Source organism: Bacteroides togonis (assembly GCF_900130135.1).
GTDB classification, from domain to species: Bacteria; Bacteroidota; Bacteroidia; order Bacteroidales; family Bacteroidaceae; genus Bacteroides; species Bacteroides pullorum.
This window is the reverse complement of sequence record NZ_LT670820.1, coordinates 134,039-153,188: the sequence shown is the minus strand read 5'-3', so window position 1 is coordinate 153,188 and position 19,150 is coordinate 134,039. Positions and strand designations below refer to the sequence as shown.

General features: G+C 50.6%; 16 protein-coding genes and 1 tRNA gene. 6 read left to right on the top strand and 11 right to left on the bottom strand.

Annotated features, from left to right (window positions below):
* Window position 1: 1 nt before the first annotated feature.
* Window positions 2–1,750 (top strand): SGNH/GDSL hydrolase family protein, encoded by a 1,749-nt coding sequence (locus BQ8005_RS00760; RefSeq protein WP_075316745.1) that lies wholly within the window; start codon window positions 2–4, stop codon window positions 1,748–1,750.
* A gap of 88 nt (window positions 1,751–1,838) precedes the next feature.
* On the opposite strand, the gene BQ8005_RS00755 is transcribed toward BQ8005_RS00760, so the two are convergent.
* The 4 genes from BQ8005_RS00755 to BQ8005_RS00740 are packed head-to-tail and all read right to left on the bottom strand — an operon-like array spanning window position 1,839 to window position 5,671.
* Window positions 1,839–2,285, bottom strand: a complete 447-nt coding sequence (locus tag BQ8005_RS00755) for a NanQ anomerase/TabA/YiaL family protein (protein WP_075316744.1) — start codon at window positions 2,283–2,285, stop codon at window positions 1,839–1,841.
* 20 nt (window positions 2,286–2,305) lie between these two features.
* On the bottom strand, window positions 2,306–3,541 hold the full coding sequence (locus tag BQ8005_RS00750; RefSeq protein WP_075318816.1) for an MFS transporter: 1,236 nt from the start codon (window positions 3,539–3,541) through the stop codon (window positions 2,306–2,308).
* Between the two features lie 25 nt (window positions 3,542–3,566).
* Complete coding sequence (locus tag BQ8005_RS00745; RefSeq protein WP_075316743.1) at window positions 3,567–4,748, bottom strand: AGE family epimerase/isomerase; 1,182 nt, start codon at window positions 4,746–4,748, stop codon at window positions 3,567–3,569.
* A 5-nt stretch (window positions 4,749–4,753) separates the two neighbouring features.
* Window positions 4,754–5,671 carry a dihydrodipicolinate synthase family protein gene (locus tag BQ8005_RS00740; protein WP_075316742.1) on the bottom strand — a complete coding sequence of 306 codons (918 nt, stop codon included), beginning with the start codon at window positions 5,669–5,671 and terminating at the stop codon, window positions 4,754–4,756.
* Window positions 5,672–5,912: 241 nt separating this feature from the next.
* Between BQ8005_RS00740 and BQ8005_RS00735 the strand changes: the two genes are divergently transcribed.
* Window positions 5,913–7,121: an ROK family transcriptional regulator gene (locus BQ8005_RS00735; RefSeq protein WP_075318815.1), complete on the top strand. Its 1,209-nt coding sequence runs from the start codon at window positions 5,913–5,915 to the stop codon at window positions 7,119–7,121.
* On the opposite strand, the gene BQ8005_RS00730 is transcribed toward BQ8005_RS00735, so the two are convergent.
* Both BQ8005_RS00730 and BQ8005_RS00725 read right to left on the bottom strand, forming a co-directional pair.
* Entirely contained in the window at window positions 7,056–8,147 is a 1,092-nt protein-coding gene (locus tag BQ8005_RS00730; RefSeq protein WP_075316741.1) for a sialate O-acetylesterase, read from the bottom strand. The genes BQ8005_RS00735 and BQ8005_RS00730 overlap by 66 nt on opposite strands.
* A 174-nt stretch (window positions 8,148–8,321) precedes the next feature.
* Window positions 8,322–8,406 (bottom strand) — tRNA-Ser (locus BQ8005_RS00725).
* A 224-nt stretch (window positions 8,407–8,630) separates the two neighbouring features.
* Here BQ8005_RS00725 and pflB point away from each other — a divergent pair.
* Together pflB and pflA are read left to right on the top strand one after the other, a co-directional pair.
* Complete coding sequence (gene pflB / locus BQ8005_RS00720; RefSeq protein WP_075318814.1) at window positions 8,631–10,859, top strand: formate C-acetyltransferase; 2,229 nt, start codon at window positions 8,631–8,633, stop codon at window positions 10,857–10,859.
* A gap of 6 nt (window positions 10,860–10,865) precedes the next feature.
* Entirely contained in the window at window positions 10,866–11,594 is a 729-nt protein-coding gene (pflA, locus tag BQ8005_RS00715; RefSeq protein ID WP_075316740.1) for a pyruvate formate-lyase-activating protein, read from the top strand.
* A gap of 27 nt (window positions 11,595–11,621) precedes the next feature.
* Here the strand turns inward: pflA and BQ8005_RS00710 are convergent, their stop codons facing one another.
* On the bottom strand, window positions 11,622–12,890 hold the full coding sequence (locus tag BQ8005_RS00710) for an outer membrane beta-barrel protein (protein ID WP_075316739.1): 1,269 nt from the start codon (window positions 12,888–12,890) through the stop codon (window positions 11,622–11,624).
* A gap of 25 nt (window positions 12,891–12,915) precedes the next feature.
* Window positions 12,916–13,467, bottom strand: coding sequence for an RNA polymerase sigma factor (locus BQ8005_RS00705; protein ID WP_021847298.1), 552 nt, complete (start codon window positions 13,465–13,467; stop codon window positions 12,916–12,918).
* A 161-nt stretch (window positions 13,468–13,628) separates the two neighbouring features.
* Between BQ8005_RS00705 and BQ8005_RS00700 the strand changes: the two genes are divergently transcribed.
* Window positions 13,629–14,384 (top strand): NigD1/NigD2 family lipoprotein, encoded by a 756-nt coding sequence (locus tag BQ8005_RS00700; RefSeq protein ID WP_075318813.1) that lies wholly within the window; start codon window positions 13,629–13,631, stop codon window positions 14,382–14,384.
* A 108-nt stretch (window positions 14,385–14,492) separates the two neighbouring features.
* Here the strand turns inward: BQ8005_RS00700 and BQ8005_RS00695 are convergent, their stop codons facing one another.
* The 3 genes from BQ8005_RS00695 to BQ8005_RS00685 are packed head-to-tail and all read right to left on the bottom strand — an operon-like array spanning window position 14,493 to window position 17,476.
* Window positions 14,493–15,620: a cytochrome d ubiquinol oxidase subunit II gene (locus BQ8005_RS00695; protein ID WP_075316738.1), complete on the bottom strand. Its 1,128-nt coding sequence runs from the start codon at window positions 15,618–15,620 to the stop codon at window positions 14,493–14,495.
* A 4-nt stretch (window positions 15,621–15,624) separates the two neighbouring features.
* Window positions 15,625–17,202 carry a cytochrome ubiquinol oxidase subunit I gene (locus tag BQ8005_RS00690; RefSeq protein ID WP_075316737.1) on the bottom strand — a complete coding sequence of 526 codons (1,578 nt, stop codon included), beginning with the start codon at window positions 17,200–17,202 and terminating at the stop codon, window positions 15,625–15,627.
* Between the two features lie 58 nt (window positions 17,203–17,260).
* Window positions 17,261–17,476, bottom strand: coding sequence for a DUF4492 domain-containing protein (locus BQ8005_RS00685; protein WP_021847302.1), 216 nt, complete (start codon window positions 17,474–17,476; stop codon window positions 17,261–17,263).
* Between the two features lie 268 nt (window positions 17,477–17,744).
* Between BQ8005_RS00685 and BQ8005_RS00680 the strand changes: the two genes are divergently transcribed.
* A complete protein-coding gene (locus BQ8005_RS00680) occupies window positions 17,745–19,145 on the top strand; it encodes a TolC family protein (protein ID WP_075316736.1) in 1,401 nt (466 codons plus the stop codon).
* The last annotated feature ends 5 nt before the right edge of the window (window positions 19,146–19,150 follow it).

The window sequence follows — 19,150 nt, the reverse complement described above, 5'->3', positions numbered from 1 at the left end:
GATGAAAAAGAAAACAATCTTATCATTCCTGCTCCTCCTTTTAGGCACTCTGTGCATGGAGGCGCAGATGAAGTGGGTAAATCCGCTGGAACAGCCCTTTCAGGTAGTCCGCGGCAGGGCATGGAACCAGGAACTGCAAGGAACCTATGTACGCCTTCCGCAGAAGGCGAAGGAGAAAGTGACTAAAGCCGTCTGGGAGCTGTCCCGGCAAAGCGCGGGACTTTCCATCGCTTTTTACTCCGACTCACCGGAAATCAAAGTGAGGTATGTGGTCAACGGAAACCGCAGCATGGCGCACATGCCCGCTACCGGCGTTTCGGGCGTTGACCTGTACGCCACAGACCGAAATGGCCGGAGCCGTTGGTGCGCCGCCAAATATTCTTTGGGCGATACCCTTGTTTATACCTACGGAGGGATTACTTATGAAGACGGAACGGACAAGGGGTATGAATATACCCTGTTCCTGCCTCTTTATAATTCGGTCTCTTTCCTTGAAATCGGAATCAAGGAGGACGCGTCCATCGACTTCATTCCCGTCTCCGCGGAAAAGCCGCTGGTGGTCTATGGCACTTCCATCGCCCAAGGCGCCTGCGCCTCACGCCCCGGCATGGCTTGGGCAAATATCATAGGCAGAGACTTGCAGCATCCGGTCATCAACTTAGGCTTCTCAGGAAGCGGCAAGCTGGAGAAAGAGCTCTTTGAACTGCTGGCCGAGACAGACGCGCGACTCTACATCATTGACTGCATGCCCAACATGATTGCCCCTGCTGATACCGCCGTCATCGCGGAACGCATACTGGCCGGAGTGAAGATACTCCGCGCCCGCAATGCCGCCCCCATCTTGCTGGTAGAGCACAGCGGATATACCAATGAATACACTTCCGCCCGTGCGGCTTCTTCCTACAAGGCAGCCAACCGCAGGTTGCGAGAGGCGTATAACACCTTGATGCAACAGCAAGTACACGACATCCACTACCTGACCAAGGAAGAGATAGGGCTGTCCATGGACGCTATGGTAGAAGGAGTGCATCCCAGCGACCTGGGTATGCAACAATGCGCCGACAGCTACGCAAGGAAAATCCGTGAGATATTGAAAGAGGAAAAAGGAGAAGCGACGACTTGCGTTCCCCGTAAACAAAAAAGAGACCCTTACGACTGGCTGGCAAGGCACGAAGAGGTCTTGAAACTGAACCGTACCGTGTCGCCCGAGACAGTGCTTATCGGAAACTCGATTATCCATTATTGGGCGGGCGAACCGCTCGCCGACAAGCAACGGGGCAGGCAGGCATGGGACCGTCTGTTCGCAGGGACAGAAGTCCGCAATATGGGATTCGGCTGGGACAAGATAGAAAACGTACTTTGGCGTATCTATCATGGAGAGCTGGATGGCTACAAGGCAACAGATATTTTCATGCTGATTGGAACCAATAATTTGCAGTTCAATACAGATAGTGAAATCGTGGAGGGAATCTTGTTTGTCGCGAAAGCCGTGCGTGAAAGGCAACCTTCCGCCAAACTGCACGTAATAGGAATCTTGCCGAGAAAAGGGCAGGAGCAGCGAATCAAAGACTTAAACGTCGAATTACAAAAAGAGCTGAAAAAGACCGACGCCGCATTTGTGGACCTCACCCCTCACCTTGTCAAAGCAGACGGAAAAATTGACGAATCGATGTTCAGCGACGGGCTTCATCCCAATGAGAAAGGGTATGAGAAAATAGCCGAAGCCTTCTTGAGCGGAGAATGTCTTTGATATATTTCCTTTAGTACCATATACACCCAAAAAGCAGGTTGCCCTACTCCCAAAGAGGACAACCTGCTTATAACACATAGCGCGACTATCAGAGCTTCACTTTCGCAATCAGCTTGCGTATCTTACCCCGCCCGATGACCGGCGCATGAGGGTCTTCGGGATAGACTATCATAAATTGACCGGGAAGCAAATCTACGAACGTGGTGGGCGCATCCGAATAAAGGGCGCAATCGCCTTCTTCTTCATACGGCTTCGTCTCACTCGTCAAATCTTCGATGGCTTTCCAGCCAATCCGTTCGGCGCCTTCCAACAGGATATGCACATCGATATAGGCACGATGCACCTCCAGCACTTGCTTTTCGGCTGCCACGCATTCGGGATTCACATTGTTGATAAACAACTCATCCCCCTTTATCTCGATACGACCCAATTCAGTATGCAGCAAGTCGTGAGACTTCACATAATCGAAAAGGGGCTTAAACAACGGGTGGAGGGACTCCACCCGTTGACTATTTTGCAAATTAGATACAATCATAACTGCTTTTTCTATTATTCTTATTCCAGATTATCCGTTTTCGGACGCAAGAAATAGAGCTGAAGCGCCAATGCTACCAGCACAACGCCACTCAGCATAGCAAATCCCATGCCCAAGTTACCGCCATCGGTCCAGCGCCCCAGCAAGTGGGTAACGGCAGCACCTGCAAACACTCCGGTCATGTTCATGATGCCGTATGCCGTACCGCGATGTTTCGCCGAAACGAACTGGCAGAGGATAGGCATATTGTTGGCATCAAAGATACCAAAACCGACACCGAACAGCAATCCTGCGCCTACCACGCAAGCAAAACTATGTCCCATACCCAACAACAGCAAGGAAGGAATGGTCATACCCAAGCCGATGGCACCGGTATAGACACGCCCGCGGATGTTCTTCTGCACCCAACGGTCGGACATCACGCCGCCCACCAATACTCCGACAAAGGAAGAAACGGCAATAGTAATCGTAGAAATAGGTCCGGCTTCCGACATCGGGATATTCAGGCTTTCGGCAAACAGGGTAGGCAACCAGTTCTTCGTAGCCCATCCCGGAAGACTGGGCGCGGCAAAATAGAACAGAATGACCCAAAAAGCCCAATTGGAAAGCACAATAGACAGACCGCTGAGCATGGAAGGTTTCTTTTCGCCTACAGCAGGATTCAATTTGGCAGTCTGAACACGTTCAGGATTCTCATGCAAGAACAGTAACAGCACGATGGAATAAACGATGCCGACAATACCGAACCAATGGAAAGCCGTATGCCAGGAGAAAGCCGCCGCCACCGTAGCGCCGAAGCCACCGATAGCCTGCCCTACATAGAGACCTGTCATGTGAATGCCAATCGCCAACGAGCGGGATTTGTCCTGATGCCAATCGGCAATCAACGACAGAGCCGAAGGTATATAAAGAGCCTCACTGACACCCATAAACGCACGAAGCCAATAGAGTTCCTGGAAGGTATCGGCGTAACCCATCAGATAGGTAACCGCCGACCAGACGAACAAACTTCCGACCACCAGCCATTTACGGCTCACGCGGTCCGCCACCATTCCGGCAAGCGGGCTCATAAATCCGTAAATCCACAGGAACACAGCCATCAACGCGCCAAAGGCTTCCGCTTTGCCCAGTTCCACGATGTCCATTTTCATCGCCTCCTGCATGGTGGAAAGCATCTGCCTGTCCATATAGTTGAGCAAAGCCACCACCCACAAGAGCGCCACTACTATCCAAGGATAGAATTTTGAATTTTTCATGATACTATAATTCTGATTGAAGGTCTTATTTTTTTGAGAGCAACTCATTGCACAGCATATAGCTCTTTATCATCATCCGGGGAATGTGGAAAGGCCCTTTGAAGATATTGCCTTTGGCAGGTTGCGCCACAGTTCCGTCACGATGGAGATAGCCATACCATTCACCACATTCCTTATCGGGGAAGTGGGCATACGTCCAGTCGCTAATCCTCTTGTGCATTTCCAGATACTTTTCATCTCCGGTAGCCTGATAAGCATACAATGTGGCGATGATGGCTTCGGTCTGCGGCCACCAGAACTTCATGTCTTGCGAATAGTCCTGGCAAGGCAGGTTGCGGCAGTCACGGAAATTGATGATTCCACCGAACTCCTTGTCCCAGCCCCACTCCCACGACCAGTCGAGGATGGTAAGCGCCAAATCCACCAGTTTCTTGTCCCACTGACGGTATTTCGCCTCTTCGAGGATGAACCAGGCGGTTTCGATGCAGTGCCCCGGGTTGATGACACGTCCGTTGCAAGTATCGATAAATTCGCCGTTCGGTCCTACCATTTCGAGCAACGCCTTGAATTCGGGATGAATGAAGTATTTCTCCAACGCCGCCAAAGAGTCATCTATCTGCCGCTCCAAGGCAGGGTCTTCAATAACGGCACGGATGCGTGAAGCGGTATTGATGAGAATCATCGTGATGGAGTGTCCCTGCGCTTCCAACGCAGGCAGGTACTTCGGCTCCAGAACACCCGGAGTAGCGATGAAACGCTGTATCTGCTTGAAGAGAGCGAGCGCCTTCTCCGCATAGCCGCGGTCGCCCGACGCCAGCGCATATTCCGACATGGCAATGGCGGCAAAACTTTCAGAGAAGACATAACGGCGCTTGCGAAGCGGAGTACCGTCCTCCTTCACCTCGAAATACATACGGCCATCCTGGTCGAAACAATACTTTTCGATGAAGTCAATACAGCTTTTGGAAGCAGCCAGCCATTCGGGATTCTTCTCCACATTGTTATAGGCAAAGGCCGAGATGAAGCCGAAACGTCCCTGAAACCAAACCGATTTCGTAGTATCCATCAACGAGCCGTCTCTATCCACACAGGTATATACTCCCCCATGTACTTTGTCCAGTCCATGCTTCAGCCAAAAAGGCATGATATTCTCTACCAGGTCTTTCCGATAGGAATCAGCCCACGCTTGCAAATAGTTTGAATCCATGGCTATCAGAATTTGTTGCAACGGTCAAAAAAATGGATGGCTTCCAACTCAGCCTTCATGCGTACTTCTTCTTCATCGGTCATATTTTGGAACGGAGTGCGGTTCTTGCCTAAATCCAGCCCTATCAGTTTCATGATGCGCTTGCCGCCCACGATGTTGCCGCGGAAATGGCAAATCACGTTAATCACCTCTTGGGAGAAATTCTGCAACTCGCGCGCCTTTTCCAGGTCACCGGCCTTCCAAGCGTCGATGATGCCCACCAGGTTTACGCCATTGTAATTGGTCGTTCCGCCGATACCGCCTTGCGCGCCACCCATGGCGAGACAAGGAAGAATCGTCTCATCCTGTCCGTGCAGCATATCATACTTGCCGTTCTTGTACAGACGGCATTGGTTGTACTCATACATGCTTTCGAAAGTATATTTGATGCCCGCGAAGTTGGGAATGCGGCCATCTACCGCTTCCAAGAAGGCTACCATCGAGAGGAAAGCGCCGTTGAATGCAGGGATGTGGTAATAATAGAAAGGAAGGTCAGGAGCGCCGCAAGCGATTTCTTCACAATACTTCACCAATTCTTCTACACGACCTACCTTCGGGAAAGGAGGTGCCATGGCACCGATGCCCCACGCGCCAATCTTCTGCGCATGCTCGGCAAGTTTGCGGCTGGATTTCACGCAACAACCGCCCACGTGTACAATCACCTTGAACCCTTCGGGCGCCACTTCCATCCAGCGCTCGGCCAGTTTCATGCGTTCTTCATCCGTCAGCATATAGCCTTCACCGGAAGAGCCATTAATAAACACGCCTTTCAGGCCATTCTTCACCAACATTTGCGCATACGCCTCGATAGGCTCGTAATTCACTTCACCGTTTTCATAGAACGGAGTAAACGGTGCATTAATTAATCCAATAATCTTTTCCATGCTAATATTTTATTTAAGATTAGTATTCTGCCACAAAGATAGACATTTTTATTAAAAACAATAGGTTTACTAAAATATTTTATAAATAAAAACGAAATAGTATATGATAAAGCCGCCATCAGACAACTATAACATAAATTCACAGGAGAAATCAGAAATTTATCAAAGACATTCGCTACTTTTGTAAGCAATTAACTACTAACCATCTATCAGAATCTATATGAAGCCTATCAAAACCTATATGAAACCGAATTTATTAGAGGAAATAAAAGCTGGCACAAAAAACGCACTTTTAAAAAAGAAAATCATTACCTATTATATCTATAACGGGCACTCAACCATTACCAGCCTCGCCAAAGAGTTGGATTTGAGTGTCCCCACCGTCACCAAGTTCATCAACGAGATGTGCGAGGAAGGGTACATTCAGGAATATGGCAAACAAGGCACCAACAGCGGACGCCGCCCCAACCTGTACGGACTGGACGCCGAATCCGGTTACTTCATCGGCGTGGACATCAAGCGGTTCGCCATCAACATAGGACTGATGAACTTCAAAGGCGATATGGTGGACCAGAAAATGAACATCCCCTATCAGTGCAGAAACACCCAAGAGGGACTGGACGACTTGTGCAAGCTGATATCCCGGTTCATCAAGAAAGTCAACATCAGCAGCGAGAAGATTCTGAACGTCAACATCAACATATCCGGACGGGTGAATCCCGAATCGGGCTACAGCCACAGTTGGTTCAACTTTGAGGAACGCCCCCTTGCCGAAATCATATCCGGCAAAATAGGGCATACGGTCACCATCGACAACGACACGCGCGCCATGACCTACGGCGAATTTCTGAAAGGAAACATCCACGGCGAAAAGAATATCCTGTTCATCAACCTGAGCTGGGGATTGGGACTGGGCATCATCATCAACCGGGAAATATATACCGGCAAATCAGGATTCTCCGGCGAACTGGGACACCTGCCCGCATTCAACAACGAAATAATATGCCATTGCGGAAAGAAGGGATGCCTGGAGACGGAGGCATCCGGTTCGGCACTGCACCGCATCCTGCTGGAACGCATCGCCAACGGGGAGGAGTCCATCCTCTCGAACAGGGCCAAAGACATGGAGAATCCTCTCACTTTGGACGAAATCATAGACGCCATCAATAAGGAAGACCTTCTGTGCATCGAACTCTTAGAGGAAATAGGCCAAAAGTTAGGCAAGCAGATTGCAGGGCTGATAAACCTCTTCAATCCGGAACTGGTCATCATCGGAGGCACCCTCTCACAGACCGGCGACTACATCTTGCAGCCCATCAAGAGCGCCATCCGCAAATATTCGCTCAACCTGGTAAACCAGGACTCCACCATCACCCTCTCCAAACTAAAGAGCACCGCCGGAGTCATCGGCGCCTGCATGTTGGCACGCAGCAAAACTTTTGAATGCTGACGGATGGAAAACCGCCCATTCACCCCGATTGCCGGCTGAAATCACCTCGCCGGCAATTTTTCTGCCGATTTGATTGATGCCGACGTGCCCCCAGTGCAGATTGTCCTTGTCGAACGGACTATCTTTGGCATCTATAATGGAGACATTCGGAATAAAGTTTTCATCGGCCGGATTGACAATGGCGTCCTGCGCGTCACGCACACCTTGCCCAAACTGAACCGAAGCCGTGGGATTGGTCACACTCTCTCCCGGCTTCACGATGTGCCCAATGTAGATATGCGCATCCGGGAAACCAAGCCGCTCGCGGCACTTCTCTATCAGCGTCTTCAGCAGAGGCAAATAGTGCTCCTTGGAATCGGCGCCGTTTCCCTCTCCCTGCATCCACCAAATTCCCGCCAGACGGGGCTTCTTGCCTTTGCCCAGCAAATCGTTGATGGCAGGCCGATAGATATTTTCATAAAAGTAGTCCCAGTTGTGACTGTCGGAAGCGGAAGCCCAAGTCTCGATTTTAGAACCCGAACATCCCAACTTGACCACATAAAGCTCCTTGTCGGGAAAAGCCTGCTGAAAGCGCATGCCGAACTCCCCTTCCATCCCCCGGCGGCCCGCCGCGCCTTCGCTCCAAGTACCATAGCCGTGAATCATATTCATCATACTCTTCCCGTTCAGGTTGTCATTCTTGTAATACAAGTCAAGCCATCCGGGAGCCACGTCTTCAGTAGTGCCGTCAAAAACCCACCGCGCGCCATCGGATTGGTTCACGATATAGCAACTGCGATACCATATCTTCATCAAGCCGGGATTGGAGGCCGGCTCGTCATACCAGGCACTCAAACGACGGTCTTCATCAGCATCGGCAAAAGCCGACCCGTCCGCATTCGACTGCCCGATGGTAATGAAGACAGGCACTTCATCTTCCGACAAGACCACGGAGTTTTCCACCTTTTCGCATCGCTGAGCCATACAGACAGCACTTGACAGCCACAACGCGGCGAACATCGCCAAGTTTACAAGAATTTTCTTCATAGGGATTCTGTGTTTTCAATTATAGAGCGGCAAATTTACATATAAATAACGAGATTTCTACACCGACAGAATAAAGAAAAACACAACCGAAAGAATAAAAAAAACACCCGACTTTACATCGTAGGGTGCAAAGCCGGGTATAACCTTTATAAATCACTGATTATCAGCATCCAGCGGAGAGACAGGGATTCGAACCCCGGGTGCCTCGCAGCACAACGGTTTTCAAGACCGCCGCAATCGACCACTCTGCCACCTCTCCAAAACTCCATCGGGGAGTACCTCCATTTTTCAAAGGCGGGGCAAAGGTACAAATATTTTTCTGAAATACAATAGTCTCAGAAAAAAAATACCTACATATTGCCATTTTTATGTTATTCAGCATAGAAATACGCATAAAGATGCCATATATATGAAATATTTAATGTATTTTTGCACGCTCAAAAGAATTATTTCTTAATAACCCATCAAAACAAAATGAATATTATGGAATTGAACAAGACTTTCATTGACGGGCTCTGGAGCAAAGAAATCAACGTGACTGACTTTGTCAGCAGAAACATCACCCCCTACACCGGAGACGCATCTTTCCTGCAAGGACCTACCGAACGTACCAAACGCATCTGGGAAATTTGCCTGAAAGCACTCGAGGAAGAGAGAAACAACAACGGTGTCCGCTCCTTGGACAATACCACAGTATCCACCATCACTTCACATCAAGCAGGCTACATCGACAAGGAAAATGAACTGATTGTCGGCTTACAGACTGACGAACTGCTGAAACGCGCCATCAAACCTTTCGGCGGTATCAACGTCGTGGCCAAAGCTTGCCGCGAAAACGGCTTGGAAGTAGATGACAAAGTGAAGGATATCTTCACACACTATCGCAAGACACATAATGACGGCGTGTTCGACGCCTATACTGACGAAATACGTTCTTTCCGCTCGCTGGGCTTCCTCACCGGACTGCCTGACAATTATGCACGCGGACGTATCATCGGTGATTATCGCCGACTGGCCCTCTATGGCATCGACCGCCTGATTGAAGCCAAGGAAGAGGATAAGCGCAACCTGACCGGCCCCATGACTGACGCACGCATCCGCTTGCGCGAAGAGGTAACCGAACAAATCAAGGCGCTGAAAGAAATCAAAGTAATGGGCGAATACTACGGACTTGACCTGAGTCGCCCTGCCACTTCGGCACAAGAGGCTGTACAGTGGGTGTATATGGCTTACCTGGCTGCCGTAAAAGAACAGGATGGAGCTGCCATGTCGCTGGGTAACGTATCGTCTTTCCTGGATATCTTCATTGAATATGACTTGGCTCACGGACATATCGACGAGACTTTCGCCCAGGAGCTTATCGACCAGTTTGTCATCAAACTGCGTATGGTTCGCCACCTGCGCATGCAGTCTTACAATGATATCTTTGCAGGCGACCCGACTTGGGTGACCGAAGCCATCGGAGGACGTTTCAACGACGGACGTACAAAGGTAACGAAGACTTCGTTCCGCTTCTTGCAGACACTTTATAATCTCGGTCCATCGCCCGAACCCAACCTCACCGTACTGTGGAGCCCCGACCTGCCCGAAGGCTTCAAGGATTTCTGTGCCAAAGTTTCGGTAGATACCAGCTCCATCCAATATGAGAATGACGACCTGATGCGCGAGGTTCGCGGTTGCGACGACTACGGCATTGCCTGCTGTGTATCCTATCAGGCTATCGGCAAGCAGATACAGTTCTTTGGAGCACGTGCCAACCTGGCCAAAGCCCTGCTGCTGGCTATCAACGGCGGACGTTGCGAAAACACGGGTACCATCATGGTGAAAGGCATCCCCGTACTGACCAGCGACACACTGAACTTCGAAGAGGTAATGACCAACTATAAAAAGGTACTTACCGAAATAGCACGTGTCTACAACGAAGCGATGAACATCATTCACTACATGCACGATAAGTATTATTACGAGAAAGCACAAATGGCTTTCGTAGATACAGATCCGCGCATCAACCTGGCCTACGGTGTAGCCGGACTGTCTATCGCACTCGATTCTCTGTCGGCTATCAAGTATGCCAAAGTGACGGCACGTCGCAACGAAATCGGCCTGACTGAAGGTTTCGACATCGAAGGCGAATTCCCCTGCTTCGGCAACAACGACGACCGTGTGGACCACCTCGGCGTAGACTTGGTTTACTACTTCAGCGAAGAATTGAAGAAATTGCCTGTTTACAAGAACGCACGCCCCACCCTTTCGTTGCTGACCATTACATCCAACGTCATGTATGGCAAGAAGACAGGTGCTACTCCCGACGGACGCGCCAAAGGTGTAGCTTTCGCTCCGGGTGCCAACCCCATGCACGGACGTGACAAGAACGGAGCTATCGCCTCCCTGAGTTCTGTAGCCAAATTGCGCTACCGCGACTCGCAGGATGGAATCAGCAACACGTTCTCCATCGTACCCAAGTCGCTGGGACCAACGGCCGAAGAACGTGTGGAAAACCTGGTAACAATGATGGACGGCTACTTCACCAAGGGTGCCCACCACCTGAACGTGAACGTACTGAACCGCGAGATGCTGGAGGACGCCATGGAGCATCCCGAAAAGTATCCGCAACTCACCATCCGTGTATCCGGTTACGCCGTGAACTTCATCAAGCTAAGCCGTGAACACCAGCTGGAAGTAATCAGCCGCTCATTCCACGAACGCATGTAACAAACTATGATTAGAGTTCATTCTTACGAAAGTATGGGAACATTCGACGGGCCGGGACTCCGGCTCGTCGTCTTTCTGCAAGGCTGCCCGTTCCGTTGCCTCTACTGTGCCAACCCCGACACCATCGACCCGAAGGGGGAAAGCAAAGAAACACGTCCTGAGGAAATACTGGAGATGGCCGTCAGCCAAAAACCATTTTACGGGAAAAAAGGAGGAATTACCTTCAGTGGTGGAGAACCTACCGTACAGGCTGAAGCACTGATACCACTGTTCCAAGCGTTGAAGGCGCAGGGTATCCACATCTGCCTAGACAGCAACGGAGGTGTCTGGAACAAACATGTGGAGACGCTGCTTGGACTGACCGACCTCGTGCTGCTCGACGTCAAGCAAATCAACCCCGAACGCCACCGACTGCTCACAGGACGAAGCAACGAACAAACACTGCGTACAGCCGCCTGGCTGGAAGAACACAACCGTCCTTTCTGGCTGCGCTACGTTCTTGTTCCCGGCTATAGCGATGCGGAAGAAGATATCCGCCACCTGGGCGAAATACTCGGAACCTACAAAAACATACAACGGGTGGAAATACTACCTTACCATCGACTGGGAGTACACAAATACGAAGCCATGGGACTGGACTACCAGCTGAAAGAGATAAAAGAAAATACTCCCGAACAGCTGGCACGAGCCGAAGCACTGTTCAAGGAGTATTTCCCCATCGTGATAGTCAACTGACCAAACCAGTTATCTTCAAATTTCTACTCAATAAGTGAGTCTCAAACCTGCCTGTAGCGTAAAGCTACAAGGACGTTCCTTGCGGATGGTCTGTACTTTAGAGCCGTCGTCAAAATAATAAGATATACCCGGTTCTACATACAGGCCCCATCGCCGGGATAGATTATATTGAGCACCCAGTGCACCCAAAACCGAAAGTTGTACAGGATCCACTGTCTGTTTTTCGTCACCAAGCTTCCCATATACACATTTCTCTATAGCACCACCGGCAGAGAGATATACCGAGAACTTGCGCGTATCGACAAAATTCCAGTTGACACGCAACGGGATACCCAAATAGTGCAGCTTCTGCTCCACACTGTTGTTGCCTTTGCCAAAATACAGGTCGGAATACAAATAGGTATACATCAAGCCGGACTCCACAGACAGGCCATGCCCCAGATTCTTCCTGACTGAAAAACCTACACTGACAGGCTGACGATGCTTGGCATCGACCGGTTCATCGCTCCGTTTCAGCACGTAAGGCATACCGTCCTTGAACGTCAACTCCTGCTCACCGGGAATGGCTATCACACCATTGGTGGTTGCACTCAGGTTGATGTTACTGCCCTGTACCAGACCGCCAGGTCCCGAATCATAAATAAGATCCTTATCACCACCATCGGAAGAACCACTGCGGTTTCCCACAGACAGGCCGAACGACCATCCATCCTCTCTCTTTTGTGACCGACTGATGACACGCGGTTCGTCCAGACTGGTCTTCTTCGGAGTAGAACGGCGTACAGACTCCTTTTTCTCTTCTTTGGTAACCGCTACATCTTCTACCTCGGGAACATCTACGACAGGCACTGTCTCAATGACATCTTCACCTTCTTTGATCTCTATATTTTCTGCCACTTCCGACACGGGCACAACTGCTACATTCACCGGAACAACTGTTCTGGAAGTCTTTGTCCGCGAAGGAACTTCAGATGCCAAAGCCAACTGTTCGTTTTCGGGAACGGAACCTGGTATCTCGTCCGGCTGAGTAACAACGGGCACCTCGGCACGACGTACCTCCTGCCCTACAGGACTCTGAAGCAACCACAGGCTGACCGCAGCAACCGCTACCAATGCCGAAGCGGCAGCTGCTACCGACCATCGGCGCATCATCACCAGACGACTCCGATGGGGAACCGCAGCAGGAGCAGCCTTGTCCAACTCTCGTTGCAACCTCTCCCAACCACCGGGAGGTAGAGGTTCCGAACAGTCGTCCAACCGTTCCTTGATTTTCTTTAACCACAATTCGTCGCTCATATCTTTAATACTATAATATAATGTATTATCTATTCGCTTTCATCCACGCTCTCACCTGTTCTGCCAATGAAGCCTTAGCTCTGGCCAGTTGAGAAGCAGACGAACGTTCATTTATGCCCAGTTGGGCAGCAATTTCCTTATGTGATTTGCCCTCCATTACATACAGGTTGAATACTGTACGATAACCAGCAGGCAGTCCACTGATAAATTGCATCAACACTTGTTGGGGAATGGTTTCACAGGCTTCAGGTTCTGGTTCGTCGTAAGCCTCAAGAGGAAGATCGTCCAAAGCCGTACTTTGGTTGAGTACATCGTTCTGTCGCAGGTATTGCAGCGCTGTGTTCACCATCACCCGCTCCATCCAGGCCCGCAACGAACCTTCGCCACGCCAGGTAAACTTATCAAAGGAAGAGAACAGTTTCAAAAAGCCGTCGTGCAGCAGATCTTCGGCCACTTCACGATTGCCCGAATAACGCAGACACAAAGCCAACATGCGCCCTGCATAGCGTTCGTACAATTCCCGGCGGGCACGGTTGTCACCCCGCCGACACTGTTCGGCCAATTCTTTTTCTTCCATTCTCCTTTTACACGTGTTTGTCTATAAAATGCGTTGGACGCAAAAATACTGCATCGTCCGGGAAGAAAAATACACTTTTGTTTCTTTAACAAATCGGAATGCAGTATTTTATCTAAAACTGCGTTTATCAGACAAAAACCATTAAAAACCATACGAACATGATGAAACAAATCCGCACGACTTTCATTGCGTGCATACTTCTGCTATCGGTCATGTCGATATTCCAGTCGTGTCTGGACGACGACGACAGCAATCCCCTGTTTACGGTGGGAACCATCAAGACACTGAGTGACAGTGAAGGTGATTTTTACGTCCTCTTGGATGAAGACAGTAAGCTCTTCCCCGGCGACATGAGCAATCTGCACAACTACAAAGCTGTAGACGGTCAGAGAGCTTTCGTTTTCTTTGACGAACTGCCCGAAGAAATGCCCGGCTATGAATACAATGCAAAAATTCGTTGGATAGAAGACATCCTGACTAAGGATATTTACTTCATGCCTGCTGAAAAAGAAGACAGCATCGGTGATGACAAAATCAACATTACACAGATGTGGCTCACACGCAAGGATTACCTGAACATTGAATGTCAGTTCATGCACAGCGAAAATCCCGACAAAAAGCACATGCTGAGCCTGGTAGTAAACGAAGCCTCAACAGGCGAAAATGATCAGGCTGGTTATGTAACATTGGAGTTCCGCCATAATGCCAATGAAGATTCACAACTCGTACCCGGCTCGGCCATTGTTTCTTACAAACTGGACAATATAGCAGACTTGCTGGAAGGTAAGGAAGGACTGAATATCCGCGTGAACACCATTTATGAGAACGAAAAGTTCTATCAAGTGAAGTTCAAGGATGCAGCAACCGATGCTACTACCCGAGCAGGGCATCACCCTTCATCGACACTGGTCAAATAAAGTAAACTCAAAAACTCTCTATATTATTCAGGCACGGATGCCAGACAGCTCGCGAGCTGCAGCATCCGTGCCTTTTTTATTTAAGACAATAATAGAAAAACACTACTGTCATTCACCAACCGTATCCTGCCGCTCTATCTTGCGATTGTCGATGCTCCGCCAGGCATAGAAGATGTAGGCCAGCACAAAGGGGACGAGAATGGATACATAAGCCATAGTTCGCAAAGTAAATTCACTGGAACTGCTGTTCTGCAAGGTGAGCGAGCTTTGCAGGTCGACCGTCGAAGGATAATAAGCTGTATTGTTATAGCCGGCTACCAATAAAAGAGACAGTACTGTCAGTACCGTACCAATGCCTGCAAACCAGATGCCCTTGTCGAAGCCCTTCTTCCACAACGTACGCCCGATGCCCCAAAGCACACAGACCACACCAGCCAAGAACAGCACCAGCACTAGCGGCATCTCGAGGAAATTCGTCAGATACTTGTAGTGCTCCATGCACACAAGTCCTGTCTCAGGATCGACCGCATAGCCGTCGGCCAGCAGCGTGCGCACCAAGAAGCCCAAGAAGAACGCCAAAAACAAGCTCGCATTGGCCCACAACGAACGGCGGCAACGGCCCACCAACTCTTCGTCGGCAATGCTATTCACAAAGTACAAAGCACCCAGCACCCGTGCCAGAAAGAACACCGCCAGCCCCAGCACCACATTCCAGGGATCACCCAATGCGTCTAGCCCATGCCATCCGTTGGCCCAACGGCTAATGACGGGCATCATCGTCTCCGTCATGCTTCCCTTGTCCACATAGAAGGCCGAACCCGTGAAAAACGTGGCTACCGCTCCGCCCAGCAAGACAGGCCCAACCACGCCGTTTAATACCAGAAAGGCACGATACGTATTCTTGCCCAGCAGATTGCCCGCCTTCAGCTGGAATTCGTAGCTGACGGCCTGCAACACGAAGCTGAAGAGGATAATCATCCACAACCAATAGGCCCCGCCGAAGCTGGTACTATAGAACAGGGGGAAGGAAGCGAAGAAGGCGCCTCCGAAGGTAACGAGCGTCGTGAACGTAAATTCCCACTTGCGCCCCGTCGAGAGCACCAGCATGCGCCGTTGTTCTTCCGTCTTGCCCAGACAGAACAGGAGCGAATTACCCCCCTGCACAAAAAGCAGAAACACCAGAATGGCTCCCAGCAGGGAGACCACAAACCACCAATATTGTTGAAGTAATGCCATAACGTCAATAATTTGAAGAATGAATGTCTACGTTTGAATTCTCAGGTCCCTTGCGGATGGCTTTCAGCATGATGCCCACCTCGGCCACCAGCAGGACGGTAAAGAGGAACAGGAAGAGGAAGAAGGTTGTCTGTACCGAACCCACCTCCAGCTTCGAGATGGCCGCGCCTACGGGCAGCATATCCTGGATGGTCCACGGCTGGCGCCCGCACTCGGCCACCACCCAACCTGCCTGTCCGGCCAGATATCCCAGCGGTACACTGAGCATGGCCACCATCTGCAACCAGCGCAGGCGGCTCAGGTCTTTCCTGAAGACCACAAACAGCACCACGAGGAAGAACACGATGAAATAGCCGCCCAACATCACCATTACGCGGAACATGTAGAAGGTGAGCGACACGTTAGGCACCAGCTCGTGCACGTCTTTGATGTATCCGTAGCCAAAATATGGCATATTCTCCTTCAACTCGACGGAAGCAACCCCGGCCGCCGCATCGTCACCCTGGGCACGCGCCTCCCGATAGGCGGCAAAGGCCCCGATGGCCTTGCGTCCGCGTTCCATCTTCTCTGTGGCCGAAAGGGCTGTCGTGCCGTCTTTCAGCTCGTAGCCACCCTCCAGCAGGTCGTTGATACTTGGTACAAAGGCATCGGCCTTGCGCTCGGCCAGCAACGAGAGCATCTTGGGAATCTCCATGCGGAAGAGGAAAGGCTCCACGCCGTCGTCGGCCTTCTGCTTGGCAGGGTTCAGCACGCCGAAGGCCACCAGGCCGGCTCCCTCCTGCCCTTCGTAATAACCCTCCATGGCGGCCAACTTCATTGGCTGATGCTGGGCCACCTGGTAGCCCGACCCGTCGCCCGTCCAGGCAGCCATCAGTGCCGCAAACAGGCCTACGGACGCACCCACCTTGATGCTACTCAGGGCAAAGCGGCGCTCGCGCTTCTTCCACAGATACCAGCAGCTGACGCCCACCACAAACAAGGCTCCCAGCACCCAACCTGAAAGGACGGTGTGGAAGAACTTGTTGACGGCCATCGGCGAAGTGGCTACGGCCCAAAAGTCCACCATCTCGTTGCGAGCAGTATCAGGGTTGAACTCCATCCCCACAGGATATTGCATCCACGCATTGGCCACCAGTATCCACCAGGCCGAAATGGTGGCACCCAAACCCGTCAGCCACGTAGAAGCCAAGTGGAAGCCGCGACTCACTTTCTGCCAGCCGAAGAACATCACGGCAATGAACGTCGCCTCCATGAAGAAAGCCACAATACCCTCGATGGCCAGCGGTGCTCCGAAGATGTCGCCCACAAACCAGCTGTAGTTGCTCCAGTTGGTACCGAACTCAAACTCCAGAATAAGCCCTGTAGCCACGCCTATGGCGAAGTTGATACCAAAAAGTTTCATCCAGAATCGGGCGGTCCGTTTCCAGAAAAGGTCGCCCGTCCGATAATAAAAGGTCTCCATAAGGCCCATGACCACGGCCAGCCCCAAGGTCAGCGGCACAAAAATCCAATGGTAGATGGCGGTCAGTGCAAATTGTGCCCTCGACCAGTCGATCAGCGAAGAATCAATGTGTTCAATCATAAATAATAAAGATTTTAATCAGAAAATAAATGGTTAGGTTGTAAACAAATGAATCTTTTTACGGCATCCTTTCAATCAATTCATGGCTCACATATCCATCCTTTTCTCCACCTTCAGTTGCCTGATTCAAGAAATCAGGGAAGAAAAACAATCGAAGAATGAAAAACAGGATAAAAAGCTTGATGAGGATAATCAGCCACAACGTCCGCCCCAGCTTCATACTGCGAAAGCCGTCGCGATAGAATTGCCAAACTGTCAGAATAAACTGTTTCATTGTTTAAGGTCAAACATAATAATACAAAGATAATCCAATCTTTGAAACCACCAACCACTTTCACCGGAAAAATCAATAGTCCACCACCTAAAAAAACTGTTCACCGACAGAAAAGCCGATTGGTCGGTGAAATCTGTCGACTGGCCGTTATCCATCCGCCCTATGTCCATCTTTTTTTCACATCTGCCAGTAGTCTACTACTTTTGTGTCAGGAAAAAGAAGAGAGATACAAAATCATAGAGTAGAAAAATCCAAATTCTCAAGCAATATGACAGATCTAAGAACATTCACCCTGACGGCTCTCTGCCTGGCAGGTATCACCTGCGTAGAAGCACAGACCGTCGAGACGGTGCCGACCGTGCAGACCGACAGCATAGCCGACACTTCCATTCCTCAGCAATGGAACTTACAGACGTGCATAGACTATGCCTTGCAGCACAACATTACCATCCGCCGCAACCGTATCAGTGCACAGAGCACACAGGAAGACGTAAAGACGGCCAAAGCCGACCTCTTCCCCTCGCTCAACGCCAGCGTCAGCCAGCGCGTCGTAAACCGCCCCAATACCACCAACGGTACCATCATCAGCGGCGACAACATCACCACCAGCCAGAGCAAGACATCCTATAACGGAAGCTATGGCATCGATGCCAACTGGACGCTCTACAACGGTGGCAAACGTCTGAATACCATCAAGCAACAGCAACTCAGTCAACGTATCGCCGATCTGGCCGTAGCCGAAAGCGAAAACTCCATCGAAGAAAGCATCATGCAGGTCTATGTACAGATACTCTATGCTGCCGAAGCTGTAAAGATAAACGAAGCAACTCTCGAAGTAAGCCAGGCCCAATACGAACGCGGCAAGCAGCTCTTCGAGGCCGGAAGCATCGCCCAGAGCGACCTGGCCCAGCTGGACGCACAGGTGAGCAGCGACAACTATCAGCTGGTCACCTCACAGGCCACCCTGCAGGACTACAAACTCCAGCTGAAACAGTTGCTTGAGCTGGACGGCAGCGAGGAAATGAACCTCGACATGACAATGCCCGACGACACACAGGTGCTTTCGCCCCTGCCCACCAAGGCCGATGTCTACCGTACCGCCCTGCTGATGCGCCCCGAGATTGAGTCAGGCAAACTCGACGTCGAATCTTCCGACCTCAATATCAAGATTGCCCGTGCAGGTTACATGCCTACCATCAGCCTCAGCGCAGGCATCGGAAGCACTAACGCCAACGGAAACGACTTCAGCTTCACCGAACAGATCAAGCAGAATTGGAACAATTCACTGGGACTCACCTTGAGTATTCCTATCTTTGACAAGCGCCAAACCAAGTCGGCGGTCAATAAAGCCAAACTCCAGAAACAGACCAGCGAACTGGACCTGCTCGACAAGCAGAAGACGCTCTACAAGACCATCGAGAACCTGTGGCTAGACGCCAATAGTGCCCAGCAACAATACGTGGCCGCCAGCAAGAAACTGGAGAGCACACAGACCAGCTACGACCTCGTCAGCGAACAGTTTAACCTCGGCATGAAGAATACCGTCGAACTGCTTACCGAGAAGAACAATCTCCTCAGCGCCCAGCAGGAAATGTTGCAGGCAAAATACATGGCACTACTCAACGCCGGCCTGCTCCAGTTCTATCAAGGCGAGAAGTTTGAACTCTAACAAAA